Here is a 19,671-nt window from a genome sequence, read left to right on the forward strand (position 1 = left end):
AATGATGGCCGGCACAACGCTGCTCGATATCAAGGGCGTCCAGACCTACTACGGCAACATCAGGGCGCTGAACGGCGTCGACGTCACCGTCAACCAAGGCGAGATCGTGGCGCTGATCGGCGCCAACGGCGCCGGCAAGTCGACGCTGATGATGACCATTTTTGGTGCTCCACGGGCGCGGGCGGGCACGATCACCTTCGCCGGCACCGACATCACCCAGATGCCGACGCATGAGATCGCGCGCATGCGCATCGCCCAGTCGCCGGAAGGGCGCCGCATTTTCCCGCGCATGACGGTGATGGAAAACCTGCAAATGGGCGCCAGCCTCGACAACCTCGAGCATTATGACGACGACGTCGAGAAGGTGTTCACGCTGTTTCCACGCCTGAAGGAACGCATTGCCCAGCGTGGCGGCACGCTGTCCGGCGGCGAGCAGCAGATGCTGTCGATCGGGCGCGCGCTGATGGCGAGGCCGAAGCTGCTTTTGCTCGACGAGCCGTCGCTCGGCCTGGCGCCGCTGATCGTCAAGCAGATATTCGACGCCATTCGCGAGCTGAACCGCACGCAGGGGCTGACCGTATTCCTGGTCGAGCAGAATGCCTTTGGCGCGCTGAAGCTCGCCACGCGCGGCTATGTCATGGTCAACGGCAATGTGACGATGAGCGGCACCGGCAAGGAGCTGCTTGCCAATCCGGAAGTGCGCGCCGCCTACCTCGAAGGCGGCCATCACTGAGTCGCAGGAGACATCAATTATGCAGGGCATTCTCTACGAGGAACCCTCGATCTGGCAGTTCTTCTTCGTCACCTGCCTGCTCGGCGGCTGGGCGGCGTGGATGACGGGCAAGGCATGTGCCCAGACGTGGCGCAGCTTCGTCCAGCTGTTCGCCTTCATGCTGGGGCTCGGCATCGGCATAAGGTTCATTCATCACGCGCTGTTCGGCGGAACGATGTTCTCGCTGCATTACTACGTCATCGACACCATCGTGCTGATGATATTGGGTTTCATCGGTTACCAATACACGCGTACCAACCAGATGGTGACGCAGTATAATTGGCTTTACGAAAGAGTCTCTCTTTTGAGCTGGAAACCAAAAGGTTGACGTTTATCATTAACGTCGTTTCGGGGATGAATCGGCGTGACAAGTGCCTGAAAATCGGCAAAGTACTCTTTCTGCGAGCAAGGGTGGGCATCGCATGAAAGCAACATCCACGCCCACTCGGTAAATGGGAGCGTTTCAATGAAAAAGTCACTTTTGTCCGCCGTCGCCCTGACCGCGCTTGTCGCGTTCAGCGGCAATGCGTGGGCTGACATCCTGATCGGCGTTGCCGGTCCGATCACCGGCCCGAACGCAGCTTTCGGCGCCCAGTTGCAAAAGGGCGCGGAGCAGGCCGTCGCCGATATCAATGCCGCCGGCGGTGTCCTTGGCCAGCAGCTCAAGCTTGAAGTCGGCGACGACGTCTCTGATCCCAAGCAAGGCATCTCGGTCGCCAATAAGTTCGTCGCCGACGGCGTCAAGTACGTCGACGGCCACTTCAACTCCGGCGTCTCGATTCCGGCCTCGGAGGTCTATGCCGAGAACGGCATCCTCGAGATCACGCCGGCCGCGACCAATCCGAAGTTCACCGAACGCGGCATGTGGAACACCTTCCGCACCTGCGGACGCGACGATCAGCAGGGCAAGGTTGCCGGCGACTATCTCGCCGCGAACTTCAAGGACGCCAAGATCGCCGTCATCCACGACAAGACGCCTTATGGCCAGGGCCTCGCCGATGAAACCAAGAAGGCGATCAACGCCAATGGCCTGACCGAAGCCATGTATGAGGGCATCAATGTCGGCGACAAGGACTTCTCGGCCCTCATCGCCAAGATGAAGGATGCCGGCGTCACCGTCGTCTACTATGGCGGCCTGCACACCGAGGCCGGCCTGATCATACGCCAGCTCGCCGATCAGGGTCTCAAGGCGACCTTCATGTCCGGCGACGGCATCGTGTCCAACGAACTGGCCTCGATCGCCGGCGATGCAGTCGACGGCACGCTGATGACGTTCGCTCCCGATCCGCGCAAGAATCCCAACGCCAAGGAACTCGTCGAGAAGTTCCGGGCCGCTGGCTTCGAGCCGGAGGCCTACACGCTCTACTCCTACGCGGCGATGGAAATCATCGCGGCCGCCATCACCAAGACCGGGTCAGCCGATGACGCTCAGAAGGTGGCCGAGACCATCAAGTCGGGCAGCCCCTGGAAGACAGCGATCGGTGAGATCGGCTATGACGCGAAGGGCGACATCACCCGTCCTGACTACGTCATGTACACCTGGAAGAAGGGTGACGATGGCAAGTTCACCTATGTCGAGAACGCACCCGGCAAATAACCGGACTTTTCTGCTGAGATGCCCGGCGCTTCGCGCCGGGCATTTTTTATGGGGCTTCCGAACCCGGATCGAGAGTGGCCGCGCGTGTCCGGTCCGACGCGTAGCGCTTCAACCCTAGAGATCGATTAAATCGGTTTAATCGCTCCTTTCGATTTTGTTTGCACTGCAGCATTTTCGCGCTAATCATGGCGTCAGCTCTCCCTTCCGTGTCTGGAGCCTTCCTTGGCAATCACGAAGATCCTTGTCGCCAACCGGTCTGAAATCGCCATCCGCGTCTTTCGCGCGGCCAATGAGCTCGGCCTCAAAACCGTGGCGATCTGGGCGGAGGAGGACAAATATTCGCTGCACCGCTTCAAGGCCGACGAAAGCTATCAGGTCGGGCGCGGGCCGCATCTGGCCAGGGATATGGGGCCGATCGAAAGCTATCTGTCGATCGAGGAGGTTATCCGCGTCGCCAGGCTTTCGGGCGCCGACGCCATCCATCCGGGCTACGGCCTGTTGTCGGAGAGCCCGGAATTCGCCGAGGCCTGCGCCAAGGCCGGCATCACCTTCATCGGGCCAAAGCCGGATACGATGCGCAGGCTAGGCAACAAGGTCGCCGCCCGCAATCTCGCGATTGAGGTCGGCGTGCCGGTAATTCCCGCTACCGATCCCTTGCCGGACGACATGGCGGCGGTGAAGGAACTCGCCAAGACGATCGGCTACCCGGTGATGCTGAAGGCATCCTGGGGCGGCGGCGGCCGCGGCATGCGCGCCATCCGCTCCGAGGCCGATCTCGCGCGCGAGGTGATGGAAGGCAAGCGAGAGGCGAAGGCGGCTTTCGGCAAGGACGAGGTCTATCTCGAAAAGCTGATCGAGCGCGCCCGCCATGTCGAGGTGCAGGTGCTGGGCGACACGCATGGCAATGCCGTGCACCTGTTCGAGCGCGATTGTTCGATCCAGCGCCGCAACCAGAAAGTGGTCGAGCGGGCGCCGGCGCCCTACCTCGAAATGCCGCAGCGCGAGGAGCTTTGCGGCTACGCGCTGAGGATCGCGCGCGAAACCAGCTATATCGGCGCCGGCACGGTCGAGTTCCTGCAGGATGCCGATACCGGAAAATTCTATTTCATCGAGGTCAATCCGCGTATCCAGGTCGAGCACACCGTCACCGAACAGGTGACCGGCATCGACATCGTCAAGGCGCAGATCCACATCCTCGACGGCTTTGCCATCGGCACGGCGGAATCGGGCGTGCCGGCGCAGAAGGACATCAGGCTCAACGGCCACGCGCTGCAGTGCCGCATCACCACTGAAGACCCCGAGCACAATTTCATTCCCGATTATGGCCGCATCACCGCCTATCGCGGCGCCACCGGCTTCGGCATCCGCCTTGACGGCGGCACCGCCTATTCGGGTGCGGTCATCACCCGCTTCTACGATCCGCTGCTGGAGAAGGTGACCGCCTGGGCGCCGACGCCGGCCGAGACCATCGCCCGCATGAACCGGGCGCTGCGCGAATTCCGCATCCGCGGCGTGGCGACCAATCTCACTTTCCTCGAGGCGATCATCAATCACCCGAGTTTCGCCGACAATTCCTACACCACCAAGTTCATCGACACGACGCCGGAACTGTTCGCCAGCGTGAAGCGGCAGGACCGGGCGACCAAGCTGCTCAACTACCTTGCTGACGTTTCGGTCAATGGCCACCCCGAGACGCGCGGCCGGCCGCAGCCAAAGGCCGATGGGGCGCCACCGGTAGTGCCATATCTCAACGGCAATTTGCCTGACGGCAGCAAGCAGAAGCTCGACGTGCTCGGGCCGGAGAGATTCGCGGCGTGGATGCGCGAGCAAAAAGAGGTGCTGGTCACCGACACGACAATGCGCGACGGCCATCAGTCGCTGCTCGCCACAAGGGTACGCACCTATGACATCGCCGGGATTGCCGGCACCTATGCGCGCGCGCTGCCGCAGCTTCTGTCGCTCGAATGCTGGGGCGGCGCCACATTCGACGTCGCCATGCGCTTCCTCACCGAAGACCCATGGGAGCGGCTGTCGCTGGTGCGCGAGGCAGCACCCAATTTGTTGCTGCAGATGCTTCTGCGCGGCGCCAATGGGGTTGGCTATACCAACTATCCCGACAATGTCGTCCAGCATTTCGTCCGCCAGGCCGCGGCCGGCGGCATCGACCTGTTCCGCGTCTTCGACTGCCTGAACTGGGTCGAGAACATGCGCGTCGCCATGGATGCGGTCGGCGCCGAGGGCAGACTGATCGAAGCGGCGATCTGCTATACCGGCGACATACTCGACCCGGCGCGGGCGAAATACGATCTGAAATACTATGTCGGCCTGGCCAGGGAATTGCAGGCGGCAGGCGCCCACATCATCGCCGTCAAGGACATGGCCGGGCTGTTGAAGCCGAGCGCTGCCCGCGCACTGTTCAAGGCGCTGCGCGAGGCGACAGACCTGCCGATCCACTTCCATACCCACGACACATCCGGCCTGTCGGCGGCAACCGTGCTGGCGGCAGTGGAGAGCGGCGTCGACGCCATCGATGCGGCGATGGATTCCCTGTCAGGCAACACCTCGCAGCCTTGCCTGGGCTCGATTGTCGAGGCGCTGAAAGGCACCGAGCGCGATCCGGGCCTCGATCCACAGTGGATCAGGAATATCTCGTTTTACTGGGAGGCGGTGCGCAACCAATACGCCGCCTTCGAAAGCGACCTGAAAGGGCCGGCTTCGGAGGTCTATCTGCACGAAATGCCGGGCGGGCAGTTCACCAATCTCAAGGAACAGGCGCGCTCGCTCGGGCTGGAGACGCGCTGGCACGAAGTGGCGCAGACCTATCACGACGTCAATCTGATGTTCGGCGACATCGTCAAGGTGACGCCGTCGTCCAAGGTCGTCGGCGACATGGCGCTGATGATGGTGAGCCAGGACCTGACCGTCGCCGATGTCGAGAACCCGGCGAGGGACATCGCCTTCCCTGATTCGGTGGTGTCGATGTTGCGCGGCGATCTCGGCCAGTCGCCGGGCGGCTGGCCAAAGGCATTGCAGAAGAAGGTGCTGAAGGGCGAAAAACCGATCACGGTGCGGCCGGGTTCGCTGCTCAAGCCGGCGGACCTCAAGGCCAGCCGCACGGAGATCGAGGAAAAGCTCGAGCGCAAGCTCAGCGAGTTCGAGTTCGCCTCGTGGCTGATGTATCCGAAGGTGTTTTCCGATTTTGCCGCCGCGCAGGAGACCTATGGGCCGGTCAGCGTGCTGCCGACCCCGACCTATTTCTACGGCATGAAGCCGGAAGACGAGATTTTCGTCGACATCGAAAAAGGCAAGACGCTGGTGGTGCGCTGCCTGGCGATCGGCGATGTCGACGAAAAGGGCATGGTCACCGTGTTCTTCGAGCTCAACGGCCAGCCGCGCCGGGTGAAGGTGCCGGACCGGGCGCATGGCGCGTCCGCCGCCAAGGCACGGCGCAAGGCGGAGCCGGGCAATGAGACGCATGTCGGCGCGCCGATGCCTGGCGTCGTCTCGGCGCTTTCGGTCGCTGCCGGCCAGGCGGTGAAGGCCGGTGACGTGCTGCTGTCGATCGAAGCGATGAAGATGGAAACGGCGCTGCATGCCGAGCGCGACGGCACCATCGCCGAGGTGCTGGTCAAGGCCGGCGACCAGATCGATGCCAAGGATCTGCTGATCGCATTCGGGTGAGCTAGGCCAGCATCGATAGGGCCTTGTCGGCGCCTGGCAGCAGCCCTTCATGCCGCATCGATAGCACCTTGACCCGCCGCGCCCGGTCGGGCATCGAACCGCTGCAATTCGCCGCTCAGGTCACCCCGAGTCGCGGCGAGAAAACGACGCGGAGAGAAAATATGGCCGACGACATAACCGAGACCAGCCAGACTGTTGCCGCCGGCCAGCTGCGCGCCTTCATCGAGCGCATCGAGCGGCTCGAGGAAGAGAAGAAGACGATCGCTGACGAGTTTCACACATTCGTGGCGCCATCCTGATAAGCCCTTTGCAATGAGCGCAACCTGTTGCGGTAATTGGGTTCTATCAGGCACGTCCTGATAGAAAGACTCCCGCAGAAGTCCCTCCAGCGCCGAATGGCAGCCGCCAAAATCGACGCTAAGCTACAACTCAATCGACGAGGAAGACATGGACGAGACATCCCCACAAAGTACAGTTGCAGCTGCAGAACTGAGGCAACTTATCGAGCGGATAGAGAGGCTCGAAGAGGAGAAGGCCACGCTGGCTGACGACATCAAGGAGGTCATGGCGGAGGCCAAGGGCCGCGGCTACGACACCAAGGTGATCCGGACGATCATCCGCCTCCGCAAGAAGGACCAAGCCGAGCGCCAGGAAGAAGAGGCGATCCTCGACCTTTACAAGGCCGCCCTAGGAATGGTCTAGGCGCTGCGCGGCCAGCTTCTTGCGAACCGCGACCTCATTGGCGCGAGCATCCTCGAGTTGCTTGAGAAGACTCATGTTGTCGGCGTCTCGGAGAGCCAGAAGCGCCTGCAACTCCTCCACCTTCTTCACAAGGTCCTTGGCAAGCCGAGCCTTTGCCCGCTTTCGTTCGCCTTCAGCGTTGTCGCTCGTGCCTGCCTTCTTTAGCAATTCCTTTTTTTCTTGGAGAAGGGCGAGGCGTTTCAGCTCTTCCTGGAGTCGTGGTCGCAGATCGCTATTGGGGCCGCGAAGCGCATCACTTCCGGTGTGGGTCAGCGTCTTGAACCCACTCACTGTAGGCTTCAATCCGTCGAGCTTCTCAAGATCTTTCGTCGACAGAATGGACTCATAGAGGGCGAGGCCATCGAGAAGCCTGCGCCGGGTATCCTGTGATTTGGCGACAGCGACTGGTGGCGCGTGCGCACTTACTTTTGGCTCGCGCTGTTTCCGACGCAGTCCGATCGGCCTAATCTCAATCATGGGATTCCTTTTGTCCCGCAATGAACAGTCTGGCGATTCTGACCCCTTCAGCAGCGGCTTTTCGCAAGACCGTTGGAATGCCGTCACGCTCTAAGGTCGCCATGTGTCGTTGCTCGCTCTCTCTCCAAAATGCGGCAAAAACCTCGTGAGTCGCGAAGTTCGCGCATCCGTTGCCGCATACTTCCGGCAGCTTTCGGTTTGCAGGACGTGTCCTGACGTTAGGCTGCTCCGATTTTGGGACACACTTCGCGGCCTTGGCCGCTTCGCGCCACCAAGCGCAGTAACCCCAAGGCATAGGATGCAGTAGCAACCCCTTGTGCTCAACATGATCTCGGATTGCCTCGGAGAGCATCACAGGGTCTGCAACTCTTACCTGCATTCGGGCTGCCAATTTTCTGAGCTTCCCTCCGAACGGCCCATTTAGTTCAAGGCCATTGAAAAGCGACTTCTCAAAGATCTGCACCGTAAGGTCTTTCTGCTCTTCGCTCATTGCTTGACCCTGGGTAGCAGAAGCCCCGTACCGAATCGTATTGTATATATCGATGTGGCGGAGATGCTGCCGCAGCGCATCAAGTCCCGGACCGAGCTCATAGTACCAAACCCAAGTCTGCGCGAAAAATCGGCGGAGTTCGTGTGGAGCTACCAGCCATACCTGGCCCATGTCGTCGGGCGGAACCCCTATCCGCGAACCAAAGTCCTCAAGGCGCTTACGCATTGTCGTCTCGTCGATCACGCTGTCGCCCAATCGATGTGAAGACATGAACAGCTTCGTCGAACCGGTCCGTTCCCTCGCTGCGCGCCCCAGCGCTTCGGCAACTCTTACTGCATTGGCTACAATCTCTGGACAAGGCCGGCGGCCGGATATGCCGGAGTCAGTGTTTTGGTCTTTGAATAATGGGCTTTCGAGATAAGGTCCGTCCAAGCCGTAAGAGATGCATCCAATCTCCAGGTGCAACATCTCGGACAGTCGATCGGCCATGAACGAGCCGATCACCACATAGATTGACGACCATAAGTCGGCTGTGGCCGACTCGAGGCTGTGTTCATCCGGCGCCGAGCGACCACCAGTGCCGACATTGACGAGGGGCCAAGGGGCGGCACTTCCAGCTTTTCCTCTGAACGGCAATCCAAGCTTTCTAGCAAAGTTGCGTCGCTGCGGTTGTTCAGACCCTTTCCAAGCCCTTGTCGACGCCGTGCGTCTGAGGTCGGCACGAAGCCGGGAGATTTCTCGCAGACGCTCCGGCCCTGGTGCGCGGCTCATTACAGTCCCAAACCTCGTGATTACCTTTGCGCGCGCCGCCTCGTATAGCACGCTCGGCTGCATTCCCAGGATCCTAGCCAGAGCAGGCACACGGACGTCATCATCGAGCATGGGGACTGCGCGCGGCAGGTCGAGCCCTTTCAACAGCATTGTAGCGAGTTCCGCATCTGCCTGTCCGCGGCTGCGTCGTTGCGGTCCGGGAGGAGCTGCCTCCAGTTTTCGGAGGCGTTCGTTTAATTCGACAATATCGTCGGAAAAATTCGCGACGTACTGGATGGCAGCGTCAAGATAATAAAGTGCGATATACGGCGGAATGGTTGGAGTACGACCTGTCTCGGCGCCAAGCTTTCGCGCCAGGCTTATGGCGTCCCCGCGAAACTCGAACGGCTCAAAGTCCAACCCGTCATCTATTATCCGGCAACCGTCCTCTCCGCGATACGCCTTAAAATCGTAAAGATGCTGGATCACCCGAAAGATCTCCAAGATGCGGTCGGCGGTGATCTTCGAGCGCCCGGCAAGCGCCTTCTTGGCCGGAAGCGCTTTCAATCCGTAGGCAATTCGGCTCTTGAAAGACTCCCAATCACTTGGGCGAATGTCGCTAAGGCGGGAGTGGCCGAGTGAGATCGCCCAATCCATTATCGCAAACAGGACATATGTGCGGTGAATGACGGTACCATGGCCGTTGATTTCGAAGGTATCAAGCGGATCGTTGTCAATGATCTCCAAGAAGCGCCTAGCGGTCTCCAGCAGTTCGGAGTGCCGTGGATCGCTCAATTGGCTTCCGTCGCAGAATCTCCTATTCCAGGAAATTGAGTGGAGCCCGGTAAGGCGGACCGTTTTGAACCGCCACACAAGGTCATTACGTCTTGAGATAAGGCCTCGGGCTTTGGGAAGGCCGCGCAGTCTGACGCCGCCCAAGGAGGTCTCGGCGCGTGCTTCGCGATGATCAATCGTCAAGCTGACCACGTTCTTTGAAGACATTAGTCGAGGTCCCCGTAGAAAATCTCCAACTCCTCAGCTATCCGCTCGCCCTCAAGGCGAACGTGTGCCGGAGTACGATCCAAGGACGCGTTGAGAAAGAGGACGAACGGCGCCCACATCTCGGCCCAAGCCGGCGTCATTCGCAGGTGCGGACTTTCAGAAAGAATATGACGTCGAAAAGCGAACATCTCGGCAGCGACATTGACGTCCTCGATAATGTGAATCGTCCCGCGAGTAAGCCATTCGACAAATGTTCCCTCGATAGGCTCATCTTCAGACTCTGTAGGCACGGCGTTGGGGGCACTGCCTGGCCACTGACCAAAACCCTTTCTACGCGCACGGGCCAAGATCACTTGCGCTCTCTCCTCGTCAGGGCCGAACGACCGACGTATTTCATCGAGATTGGCTGTGGCCGACAGGAACATGAAGTCCTGCAGCTGGCGAGCCTGCGCTTGATTGACCGAGTGGACAGCGTCGTGAGCCAAATAATGAGCCGTGACCGATAGGCTTTCTTGATGCAGTTTTTCATTCACCGTGAAGATGTTGTTGCCGCTCTCTAGCGATATCTTCAAGGCAACAGCTGTACGAACCTGATCGAGCGTGATCGGGAATTGCGAGAGCAGCGAGTCCTCGTCCCGGAAGCGTTTCCATGCTTTTCCCTCAAGTGTCTCGCTCATTGTCCCGACCCGAGGTTCCATCGAGTCCTCGTTTCGGCTCTTTCCAAAGATGCGCATCAAAAAAAGTGAATCTTGGTGCCAATGGTCGGCGAGCGAAACGATGGGTGCGCGGAGAACTCGCAGGCATTGCACCACTTGAGGGAGACTGATGCGAGCTTCGCTGTCGCGCCGCAAAGAAGTTGGATCGCCGGATCGGAAATAATCATCCCGAGGAAGGCCGCCCTCGGCGCGGTCCTTGTACCAGTTCAGACGGTAGTTGGTCGGTTCGTCGGTTTCCGTGAGGCAGTTGACGTGGAGTTCTAGCGCGCTCACAACGTTCATGGCGGTTTCGAGCAGTATGATGACGATGTACGGGATCGCTGTTTCTGTGGTGAGATGAAACCGTGCCGACATCTCCTTCACGCCGTCATGCTTGTTGCAGAGGAGCCTGTAAAGCTGAGGGTCCTCAAACCGCGTCGGTACCACGCCGAGATAAGCGTCGAATATGTAAGCTATGAGGTTGGCCTCGTCCTCGAAGATCGATTTGCTGCCGCGTCCAGAGCCGAGGGAGCGTGAGTAGCGCCCCTGATTTTCCCGGAGGAAATCGTTCACCTTTGAGATGTCTACGCTCTTTGCAATGGCGATCGTCTCAAGGTGGTCGTTGAAGTTTGATCGGATTGCTGCTTCGGCAATGCCGCGTAAGTGGTCTAGCAGCGTATTGAGCCGTTCCAGCACCACGGCGGGATCCGTGGTGTCAAAATCCTTCGCCAATTTGCGCCATAGTTGCTCCACCTCCGGTCCGGCAACGCGTATTGCCTCCGGCAAGGGATCGGACAGTTTTGTGCGCGGTGCGATGTGCGCGATGGATTCCTTGTGGCCGCTTACAAGCGCGGCACCCTTGACGCCCTTTGGCAGCTTGAATTTCGGGATTATTGCCTTTCTCTGGAGATGCTTCAGGAAGCGTCTCGCCCCCAAAATGTATACGTTTCGGGTAGACGCCGCGAGTTTGGCATCTTCACGAACTGAACTCGCCCAGCGTTCGGCGATAAACTCCCATCTTGCTGCGTCTGGCCCCGATGAAATTTCTGCCGCGTGTTCGCCTTCAGCGACCCAGTTGAAGAACATGATCACCAGGAAGTACGCACCTTGTGCTGAGTTGCGTTTCTTGCCCGACACGTAACTTAGGAACTGTTCCGCGATTACATGGGCAAAGTCGCGAAGCGGCAGCAGGTTCTCGAAACTGAACGGGACGTCGTTTCCAGGAAAGCTGTGCGCCGGCGACCGGACAGTTAACGGGAGCTTGGCGGGAACGCCAAGAGGAACCGGCGGAGCCGCAGTCCGGAATATGTCGACCGCTAGTCTGGGGCGGGCCATGGGATCAGCCTCGTGAGTTCGCTTCTTGACGCCTGCTCGGGAAAAATTCGCTCAAAGCGCCTCGGTCACCCGCGACGCCTCTTGCTGGCGCGCCGTTCCCGCTTCAGCAGCACAGCGGCCGAATCGTTCCACTTTGTTGCCATTTTGCGATGACCTTCAGATTGCGCGGCCAGCAGTCCTTGGCCGAGGTGAAGGTAGATCGATGCTGTATCCAATCTGCTGATACCTGAAGCCTCCATCAGGAAGAGCAGTGCCTCTTGCTCGGATTTTCCTGATTCGAGAGAGCCGATGCCGAGGTCGGTAATGGCACTGTGTCTGTCGAGATGAGGATGGATACTTCTAAGCGGGATCGCTCCCGTATGGTTCGGGTTGCGCTTTTCTGCCCCCTTTGCGGCCAATTTTATCCAGTTTGTGATGCTTTGTGGGCCGAGGGCGCCACCGGTTTTCGAGGAGAGGAAGACTTCCTCCGGCCAGTCTGATGGTGGTATGCCCTTTCTTCGAAGCAGTTCGGCTCGAGGCCGATCGATATGCTCGCGAAGCTCGGAAACCAGGCTAAGTGGCATCGGCACAAGCCTGCGGCCGCCACGCTTTGCACGGTTTACCCAGATCTGTAACAGCGGGGCTGCACCATTGCGCACAGCCTCTTCGAAGATTTTGATGCGCCGCCGCGAGGGCACGTCACTTACGAGCAGGCCCGTTACCTCAGAGCGGCGGAGAGTGCACTTACGCATTAAAGTTACGATTGCTCGATCCCTTTTCTGGAGATCGCGGCTTTTCCTCAGCCGACCAGACTCGGCATCGACCAACGCGAAGTCGCGCTCCGTAGGGAGTTGGATTGCGGCCTTCCGCACGGTTGTTACATGGGAGTCATGGCGAACGCTGCCGGCTTCTAGGCTGATCGAGACCCTGTAAGGGTCGCCGGTGGACCTGTCACCGATAAGACCCGAAGCCCATCCGTTCTTCTCGGCGTGAAGAAAGGACGCAAGTATGGTGGAAAGTCGATAGTTGTAGGTCTGCGCCTTCACCCCCCGATTACCTGTAATCGTGTTTTTGACCAGTCGGGGTCCGAGAAGATGGGTCTTCCAGACGGCAAGCACGTTGTCACCGACTTCTTGCCATGGCAACCCAACCCCCCCGTGTGCATCTGCAAGGGTCCTCAGGAAATCGAGGAGTATGCGGGCGTACATTTTGACGGTCTCGATGCTCCGACCGTTGAGCCGAAGGTGCAGGAGGTAGGCGGTGAGGCCGTGTATCACCGCGCCCTTGCGATCCAGCAACTGAGGCTGTTCGGATATATCCTCGTCCGGCATGTTTGGGAGGCGTAATTTAGAGCCTGTCGCCAAGTACCGAAGCTGGGGTGTGTCGAATAGCGCTTGGTTGCTGTTCATTCCCAGACTGGAAAGCGATTGGTCAGCTGATCGTGGGAGTATGCTCAAACCTGCCCCCGCACGATGATATGGACAAGTGTTTCGACGCCGACAGGGCCTGGATGCGAGTGGCAGTCAACTGCATCCCGCGATCGGACGAGGTCTCCGCTCTGGCGCGAAATGAGATGGCTAGCTGCATTCGGCTGCACGGCCTGCCACGGAAACCCACTTCCGCATGAGCCCATTGTGATGTCCTCGTGTTGGTGCGGGAGGAGAAAGGGGCCACCCGCACACGCACGAGATGCCGCCCTATTTGCGCGGCTGTCAATCGGCTATCGAAAGGCGCTTACCTGAGCTAACTCATTGTCAACAATATGAAAATCGAATCCTTGCCGTCTGAAAATGTGCAATCTTTTCAAGCAGCCCCAAGGATACATTTTCTTGGCAAAAACCGTGGGGGCAGCAAACAGAAGGATTCGTTCTAATCTCGCATTTTCCGTATATCAGGACGAAATTTCAGCCGAATGCGCGCAGCTTCTGGGCTCGCCGTTCAAAACAGATACGAATCGAAGGTGGTGATTCGTCAGATCGCGACCACTGATTCGGCAGCGTGAGAGCCGTTGGAGGAGGAGCGGACAATTGAGCCGCGCGTCCCTATTTATTGAGACCCGGGTCCGCTCGGCTACACACTAGATAGGTTTTTCCGATGCCTCGTCGTTCGAGGACGTAATTGCCGTCGAACATGTGTTTCGCCTGAACCGGGGCAGGAGCGCTAAAGTCATGTCGTACGCGAATTTGATGTGGGACCGTCCAGGCGCCGAACCCCTGGTCGAGGACGATTTTGCCGACAAGCCCTGACGTGTATCGGATGGTCATGAAACGCCCGTGAGGAACGTCCTTGTGAGCGATATCAACCTCCACGTGTCTTAGCGACGCGTAGGCTAATATTGTTGCGGCATGAATTTCCGGATCAGGCCAGTTCTGGGATAGTTGGAATGGAAATCTGCCCGTGTCGGACGATCTCGGAGCACGTGTTTCGATCGAAAGGCTGATATGATCGCCCGAACGGTGGCCAAGTTCGGCCACAGTGTCGATCAGTAGGCGCGTGACCAGAGGCGACACGACAAACGGATCTTCGTAGGAGACACGCTCGATCGGTTCGTCCCGCCAGGCGCCGCATTTCTTCAGCCTGGCGATCAGCATGGCTGCTGCTGTTCTCCCGAACTCTGCGACCGGAACATCGAGCTCCCGATCGATCTCGACAAACTCCGCGCCTGGGGTTGGAAGGAATAGTCGATCGTCGAGTTCGGATTTGTCCAGCGTCAATACGCAGGCGGCTCGCACGATCGGATGAACCACCGGGTCACCCCAACCGCGTCCAAGGCGCGCTGCGGTCCGGTCTCTGCTGACCCACAGGTGGGTAGGGGCGTGGTTGACCTCAACTGCGGCGATGGGGGCAGCTCCATTCGGGAAGCGGGGTGGATCGACTTCCATCAAGTTAATCCTGTGCCTTACCGCAAAGTCCCGCAAGGCAAGGCGCGCCGCGTCGTCCATGCTGGCGACCGCGTTCCTGGAGAGGCCCACCGAAATCTCCCTTCCGCTCGACGTCCATTTCGAGAGTTGGTTCGCGCCTTGCCAGTTCACAAGGTCCGCAGGATCGAAAGCTCCGTGAAGAAAGAGGGTCAGCTGAGTCCCGGCAGTTGCCCGAAGTGTGCTGTCGATTTCATCGTAGATCCCGGTGCTGATGACTGCGTCTGGTACGAAGCGGTCGTCCGAAATCAAAATCTCCGGAATCCGCAAGAAAGTCTTCAGGAAGATGTATGCGCCGGTGCGGTCCAGTGCATCGGCGCCGTCCGGCGCGTCACCAGTCAATACACAGGACGAGCAAGCATGAATGCAGCCGGGCGTTGCGCAATCGAGGATGTCTTCCGCGCCGCGCAAGACGGCCGCGAGATGTTGTTCGAGCGCGACAGAGAATCCGGCACCACCCGACGCTCTGTCGAAGAGCAGAAGGGAAACCGATTTTCCCGCAGCGGCATTGGTCGATTCCGTCGCTGCGAAACCCATCTCGTCAGCGTCGACGCCAAGCTCCTGCGCCAGAGCTTCCCGGAGCGCTATGATCAGCGCTGTTGCAACGGCTCGCGTGCAGTTCTGAGCAAGCTGAATCTCTATGACGTCCGTCGTGATTTCATGACCCAATGCAAAATGCCGTTGGATTTTCCACACTAGGTCATTCCCCGCGCAGACATCGGACTGGTCACCCTTTCTTCTGCGTAGTGGCACATGACCTGCCATTCGGCCTGGTAGTGGCGTGTTCGGCTCCGAAGCCGTTTCAGGTTCCGCTCTTCCGCAATGCAAGCAGATCGCATAACCGTGGGCGGTAGGTCCCTTGTTCGAATAGAAGACCAGGCCATCGCGACTACAGCGGTAGCGGCCCGAGGTTGGATCCGGCAGGCCGCGCCATGGAGCGTTACGCGCCGACACCAGCGGTTCCTGTGGCTTCACATAATCAACAATGTCGGTCTCCGCATGGGCGACCATACGGCTGTCCACCGTGAAGCCGGCGGGCCTAATATACTTACTGCGCTCAACGGAGCGCGAACCGCAATCAGCGCAGCTATCGGATTTGCGCCCCGAGCGGGTTTCCGCCGTTCCGCAGTCTAGGCAGCGCCAGTGTTGCCGTAGGCTTTGAACCTCGACCAAGTTGTCTTCGTTCGCAGGCCGCTTCCAGTTCAGGGTCACGCCAGCCGATTTATGCACAAGCCCGTCGATGACGACCTCGGATCCGGGAGCATAATCCCTTATCGCCAGATCGAGAGAGCGCTGCGGGCCGATACTTCGAAATTGTCGCCGTCCGTCGCGGGTCGGATGGTCGGATTCTTTGCCCGATTGACGACTGGGAATGAAGGTCACCACATCGGATGGAAATCCGTGGCCGGGAAGAAATCCACGATCGGCCAGACCGCTGAGAAGAAATTCGTCGCAGTGTCGCTGCAACTCCATCCCCATGCGCGTTCGGCCAGCTTCCTTGATTCCTTCCTCCCGTGCCATCAGCCGAAGGCCTTCCCATTCCTCAAGGAATCGCTTCTCAACCGTGTCGAGAGCGAGGAGCGCTTCGTCGACGAGGGTGATATCTCCGTCGAGGACAGACCGCCGTGTGATGGTATTGATGCTTTCCATCGTCAGTTGGCGGGTCGATGGCTTGTCTAGCCATCCAGCAAACAGGGCGGATGAACGCTCCGCCTTCAAAGTCCGATTCACCGACGGATCAGCGGGACAACCGAAGAATGCGCCGATGGTCATCCGAAGCGCATCACCGCGAAGCGAATGAATGAAGGCTGACAGTAGAAAGGCATTGACGTGGCGCTGAACGATCGGCCGGCTATTCAGAGCAACCTTGGGCGCCGCCATTGCGCGTTGAAGGAATTTCTCCGGCTCCCGAAACGCCTCCCGATCAAGCGGGCGATCCTTGCAGAATGTGAATGCAAGAGATGTAGCCTGATTGCGCCGCCCCGCGCGTCCCACCCGCTGGCGGTAGGAAGCGATCGACGGCGGGACATTGGTCATCATCACTGAGGAGACAGATCCGATGTCGACGCCCATTTCCATCGTGGTGGAACAGTTCAAGACATTGATCCGGCCGTCCTTGAACTCTCCCTCGTAGCGCCGGAGCCTTTTGCTCGGCTGTTGCGCGGAGTGTTCCGCCGCGCGCGCGTAGTCAGCAAAGATCGCGATGCGGTCTGATAAGTTGTTCCAATAGGCGAGCTCTCTCAGCCTGACGATCGTCTTGTCGGCCTTAAGCCATTCGTCGATTTTCGCACGCGCCTCCTCGCGGCCAATCGGGTCCTCTCCCGGCAAAGGATGCCGCGGCATCTGGATTGCAGTCGCCCGTTTCAATCCCGCATCAAGCTGATCCAGTCCATATGGCGTGAGGCCGAACGGCGCGGCGTCGAGCACGCGCCGCGTCACCGGGCAAAGAAAGCCCTCCGTGACCGGTGCCACGAAGGCCTTGCGGAACGAAAGTCCCCGCGGATCATCGGCCAGGCAGGGCTGGATATCGCGCCATGCGCGGTCGAGGCATTCATCGAGATCATCGCGATGCGCAGGGTCGGCCAGATTCAGCGACAATCCCTCGACCAGGAGAGAGACCGGTCGCGGACGGCGGCCCTTTCCGGCAGCCTGCGGCCAGCCAAGGCTATTTCTTTCGGTGGATATGTCCTTCCCCGGACCCGCAAGCGTCTTCACAGGCGCCTTTGGTAAGAGCCAGAACTGCGTCTGGCGCTTGACCGCAATCGCGCTGTTCGCTCGCACGAAGAATGTTAATACGGCTGACAGATAGGACTGCCAATCGGCCGCAGTCTTGTTTCGATCGCGAAAAGGTCTAGGCAAATCGCCTTCCCCGCGGCTGTCGATATAGGGGAAGCGAAGCCTCGCGAGTCCAAGTGTCTCTATAGAGTTTGCCGCCCGCGGTCGCCGCGCGAACTCCCGCAGCAGAAGGAATTCTGCTAGGTTCCGCGAGTCGGCGAAGAGCGCGGGGTCGATGTCGCGGCCCTGCCAGACATCCTTAATCCACTCATCGACCTCGATGCTCCGGCTGAGGTTATCGACCAGGTCGTCCCATTCGATACCGTCAGTTCCGCCACCAATCAGTTTTTCCAGCGCGGCGCGTTTCTGTTTAATGATCGGCTCGATTATCGAACGGGATTCGTCAGTCAATATGCTCTCAAGGCTTGCGATTTCAGAGCGAACGCTTTCCGCCTCGACTGTCGCGCCCGTTCCCGCATGCATAGATTTCTGGACAGCATGATAGACGAAGGAGCGAACGAAGTTTCGTTCCGACTCGATCTGCAGTTTGGCCGCCATGCGTGCCGTGCCTTGCCGGCTGTCGGTGAACGAAAGCAGGCGTCTGCCGCCTGAAGGCCTCCTGTCGCCAGCGTGGGGAAGCGGCGTCGCCTCCACGCCCTCGAGAAGCAAGGGTGCCGCGTTTCCGATCATGAATGGTGCGCCGAACCGAAGCGGGCGTAACACGCGAGGGCTCTCTCGCGTCGGCCCCTTGCCGCAGCATGGACAGGCACCGCCACGCTTCTCGTCACTCACGACAGTCAACGTTGCTTCAGTTGCCCGATCACATACGGTCCAGTCTTTCCGATCGAGATAGAATGGCCTCGCTGATGGGCTCGGCCTCGCCGCGAACAACCGATCGAGACCTAAAGAATCGGCATCGTCGGGCTGGGCATCGTCGGGACCAGCATCATCGTCCGCCGCCGGGTAAGCATCGCTGTCGAACTCGAACTCGTCGCGAGGTGGGATCCGTACCGGCGTGGTCAGGCGACCCGCCTTTTCCAATCCTTCGAGAAAGGGTTCGCCGCAGGAGGTACAGTTGATGATTTCAAGGACCGGGGCGAAACAGTGCGGACACTGGTCGGCGCGCTGGGCCAATATCCGTCCATAGGGCCATTCCAGGGTGGCTTGCTGACATTGGGGATTGATGCAGCCCCAGATTCCCGGAACGGCTCTTTCAAAGGCGTGGATCCGGATAGGCGCAAGGCGTTCGACCTCATGCGTTCTTGGGTCCGTGCGCGTCGCGCGCGATAGCGCCAGTGCCAGTTCTTCGTCAGTCAGGTCCTGAGCTTTGGCCGCAGCTTCGAAGTCATCGAGGGAAACGGCGCCTTTGTATAAGCGTTCGACCAAGCGCCAGATATCGTCGCGCGAGGCCAGCGCGCCGTAGAGTTCATTTGCATCGGCTGCAGCGATATCCTTTGGCATTGGAGTGGCGGAACCGCCCGGGCGCAGCGGCATGCGACGGGCGCCCTCGATGACATGAACCTGAGCGTCGGGAATCCCCCCGACATCGGCGAGAAACCGCTTCAGCTGACTGCGAACATTTTCGCCGTCACCGATCGTGGCTGACGTTGCTACGAAATGGACTTCGGCAGGCTTCACGTCGAAAGCCATAAGGACGCGCCGGAGCAGCAGCGCGATTTCCGCAGCCGCTGCACCGACAAGCGAATGAGCCTCGTCGAGAACGATCCACTTCAACTTGCCCTTCGACTTTTCGACAATAGGACGATCGTCGGCGCGGGCGAGCATATACTCAAGCATGGTGATGTTGGTGACGAGGATAGGCGGTGGGCTGCGCCGCAGGTCAACACGATCAGGGACCTCTTCAGGTCTGAGCTTCTGTTCCGAGGCTGGGGTGTTCTGTTCGAGATCACCATTGTACAGGCAGTATCTAATTTTGCCCCGGAATGGCTTTGTCCAGGCGGACAAACGCATTCTCTGGCTCTCGATGAGGGCGTTCAGCGGATAGAGCATTATCGCCTGAACGCCTTCGAGCCTCGCATTATTGGGTTCAATCTGGCGGGCGAGATCGCTGAGGATTGGAAAGAGGAAACACTCAGTTTTCCCCGAGCCAGTGCCGGAGGAAACGAGTACGGATTGCGGCCTTCCCGGCTTGAGAAGCTGGCTCCAGGCTTCCAGTTGGTGACGAAACGGCTTCCGTTCGCGCGGAAAACGGTATTCGACATCATCGGTGCGGTCGAGCGCCTGGACGAAATGAGGGTGGAGTAGGCTTCCCGTCAACTCGGCCATCGTTTGGTCGCAGGAAAGGAACGGGTGTGCGCCTTCGATCACCGGGCGTTGCAGTAGCGCGCCCTCACCAGCGTCCGCGGAATCGAACAGTTCACGCAATCTGCTGCGTAGGCCTGCATGCGAGAGGCCTGACTGCGCGATTACCGCCTCGCTGGCTCGTCGCCTGATCTGCC

At 59.4% G+C, this 19,671-nt stretch carries 11 protein-coding genes; 6 read left to right on the forward strand and 5 right to left on the reverse strand.

The window, feature by feature from the left end; all coding sequences use genetic code 11:
• The first annotated feature begins 4 nt into the window (after positions 1 to 4).
• The 6 genes from NKI85_RS00970 (at position 5) to NKI85_RS00995 (ending at position 6,752) form a co-directional block, all read left to right on the forward strand.
• Positions 5 to 733 carry an ABC transporter ATP-binding protein gene (locus tag NKI85_RS00970; RefSeq protein ID WP_352522904.1) on the forward strand — a complete coding sequence of 243 codons (729 nt, stop codon included), beginning with the start codon at positions 5 to 7 and terminating at the stop codon, positions 731 to 733.
• A 19-nt stretch (positions 734 to 752) separates the two neighbouring features.
• Positions 753 to 1,100: a DUF6867 family protein gene (locus NKI85_RS00975; RefSeq protein WP_352775287.1), complete on the forward strand. Its 348-nt coding sequence runs from the start codon at positions 753 to 755 to the stop codon at positions 1,098 to 1,100.
• Positions 1,101 to 1,238: 138 nt separating this feature from the next.
• Positions 1,239 to 2,369, forward strand: a complete 1,131-nt coding sequence (locus NKI85_RS00980; RefSeq protein WP_352522902.1) for a branched-chain amino acid ABC transporter substrate-binding protein — start codon at positions 1,239 to 1,241, stop codon at positions 2,367 to 2,369.
• Between the two features lie 222 nt (positions 2,370 to 2,591).
• Positions 2,592 to 6,050 (forward strand): pyruvate carboxylase, encoded by a 3,459-nt coding sequence (pyc, locus tag NKI85_RS00985; protein WP_352775292.1) that lies wholly within the window; start codon positions 2,592 to 2,594, stop codon positions 6,048 to 6,050.
• Positions 6,051 to 6,211: 161 nt separating this feature from the next.
• Positions 6,212 to 6,349, forward strand: coding sequence for a GapR family DNA-binding domain-containing protein (locus NKI85_RS00990; protein ID WP_502900636.1), 138 nt, complete (start codon positions 6,212 to 6,214; stop codon positions 6,347 to 6,349).
• Positions 6,350 to 6,497: 148 nt separating this feature from the next.
• Complete coding sequence (locus NKI85_RS00995; protein WP_352775294.1) at positions 6,498 to 6,752, forward strand: DUF2312 domain-containing protein; 255 nt, start codon at positions 6,498 to 6,500, stop codon at positions 6,750 to 6,752.
• On the opposite strand, the gene NKI85_RS01000 is transcribed toward NKI85_RS00995, so the two are convergent.
• The 5 genes from NKI85_RS01000 to NKI85_RS01020 form a co-directional block, all read right to left on the reverse strand.
• Positions 6,738 to 7,268 (reverse strand): hypothetical protein, encoded by a 531-nt coding sequence (locus NKI85_RS01000; RefSeq protein ID WP_352775296.1) that lies wholly within the window; start codon positions 7,266 to 7,268, stop codon positions 6,738 to 6,740. The genes NKI85_RS00995 and NKI85_RS01000 overlap by 15 nt on opposite strands.
• A complete protein-coding gene (locus tag NKI85_RS01005) occupies positions 7,261 to 9,255 on the reverse strand; it encodes a site-specific integrase (protein WP_352775298.1) in 1,995 nt (664 codons plus the stop codon). The genes NKI85_RS01000 and NKI85_RS01005 overlap by 8 nt, the downstream gene beginning before the upstream one ends.
• A 254-nt stretch (positions 9,256 to 9,509) precedes the next feature.
• On the reverse strand, positions 9,510 to 11,540 hold the full coding sequence (locus NKI85_RS01010; RefSeq protein ID WP_352775301.1) for a hypothetical protein: 2,031 nt from the start codon (positions 11,538 to 11,540) through the stop codon (positions 9,510 to 9,512).
• A 65-nt stretch (positions 11,541 to 11,605) separates the two neighbouring features.
• Positions 11,606 to 12,850 carry a tyrosine-type recombinase/integrase gene (locus tag NKI85_RS01015; protein WP_352775303.1) on the reverse strand — a complete coding sequence of 415 codons (1,245 nt, stop codon included), beginning with the start codon at positions 12,848 to 12,850 and terminating at the stop codon, positions 11,606 to 11,608.
• Positions 12,851 to 13,561: 711 nt separating this feature from the next.
• On the reverse strand, positions 13,562 to 19,597 hold the full coding sequence (locus tag NKI85_RS01020) for a DEAD/DEAH box helicase family protein (RefSeq protein WP_352775305.1): 6,036 nt from the start codon (positions 19,595 to 19,597) through the stop codon (positions 13,562 to 13,564).
• Positions 19,598 to 19,671 lie beyond the last annotated feature (74 nt).

This window comes from Mesorhizobium sp. M0571 (assembly GCF_040320985.1).
Taxonomy (GTDB): Bacteria; Pseudomonadota; Alphaproteobacteria; order Rhizobiales; family Rhizobiaceae; genus Mesorhizobium.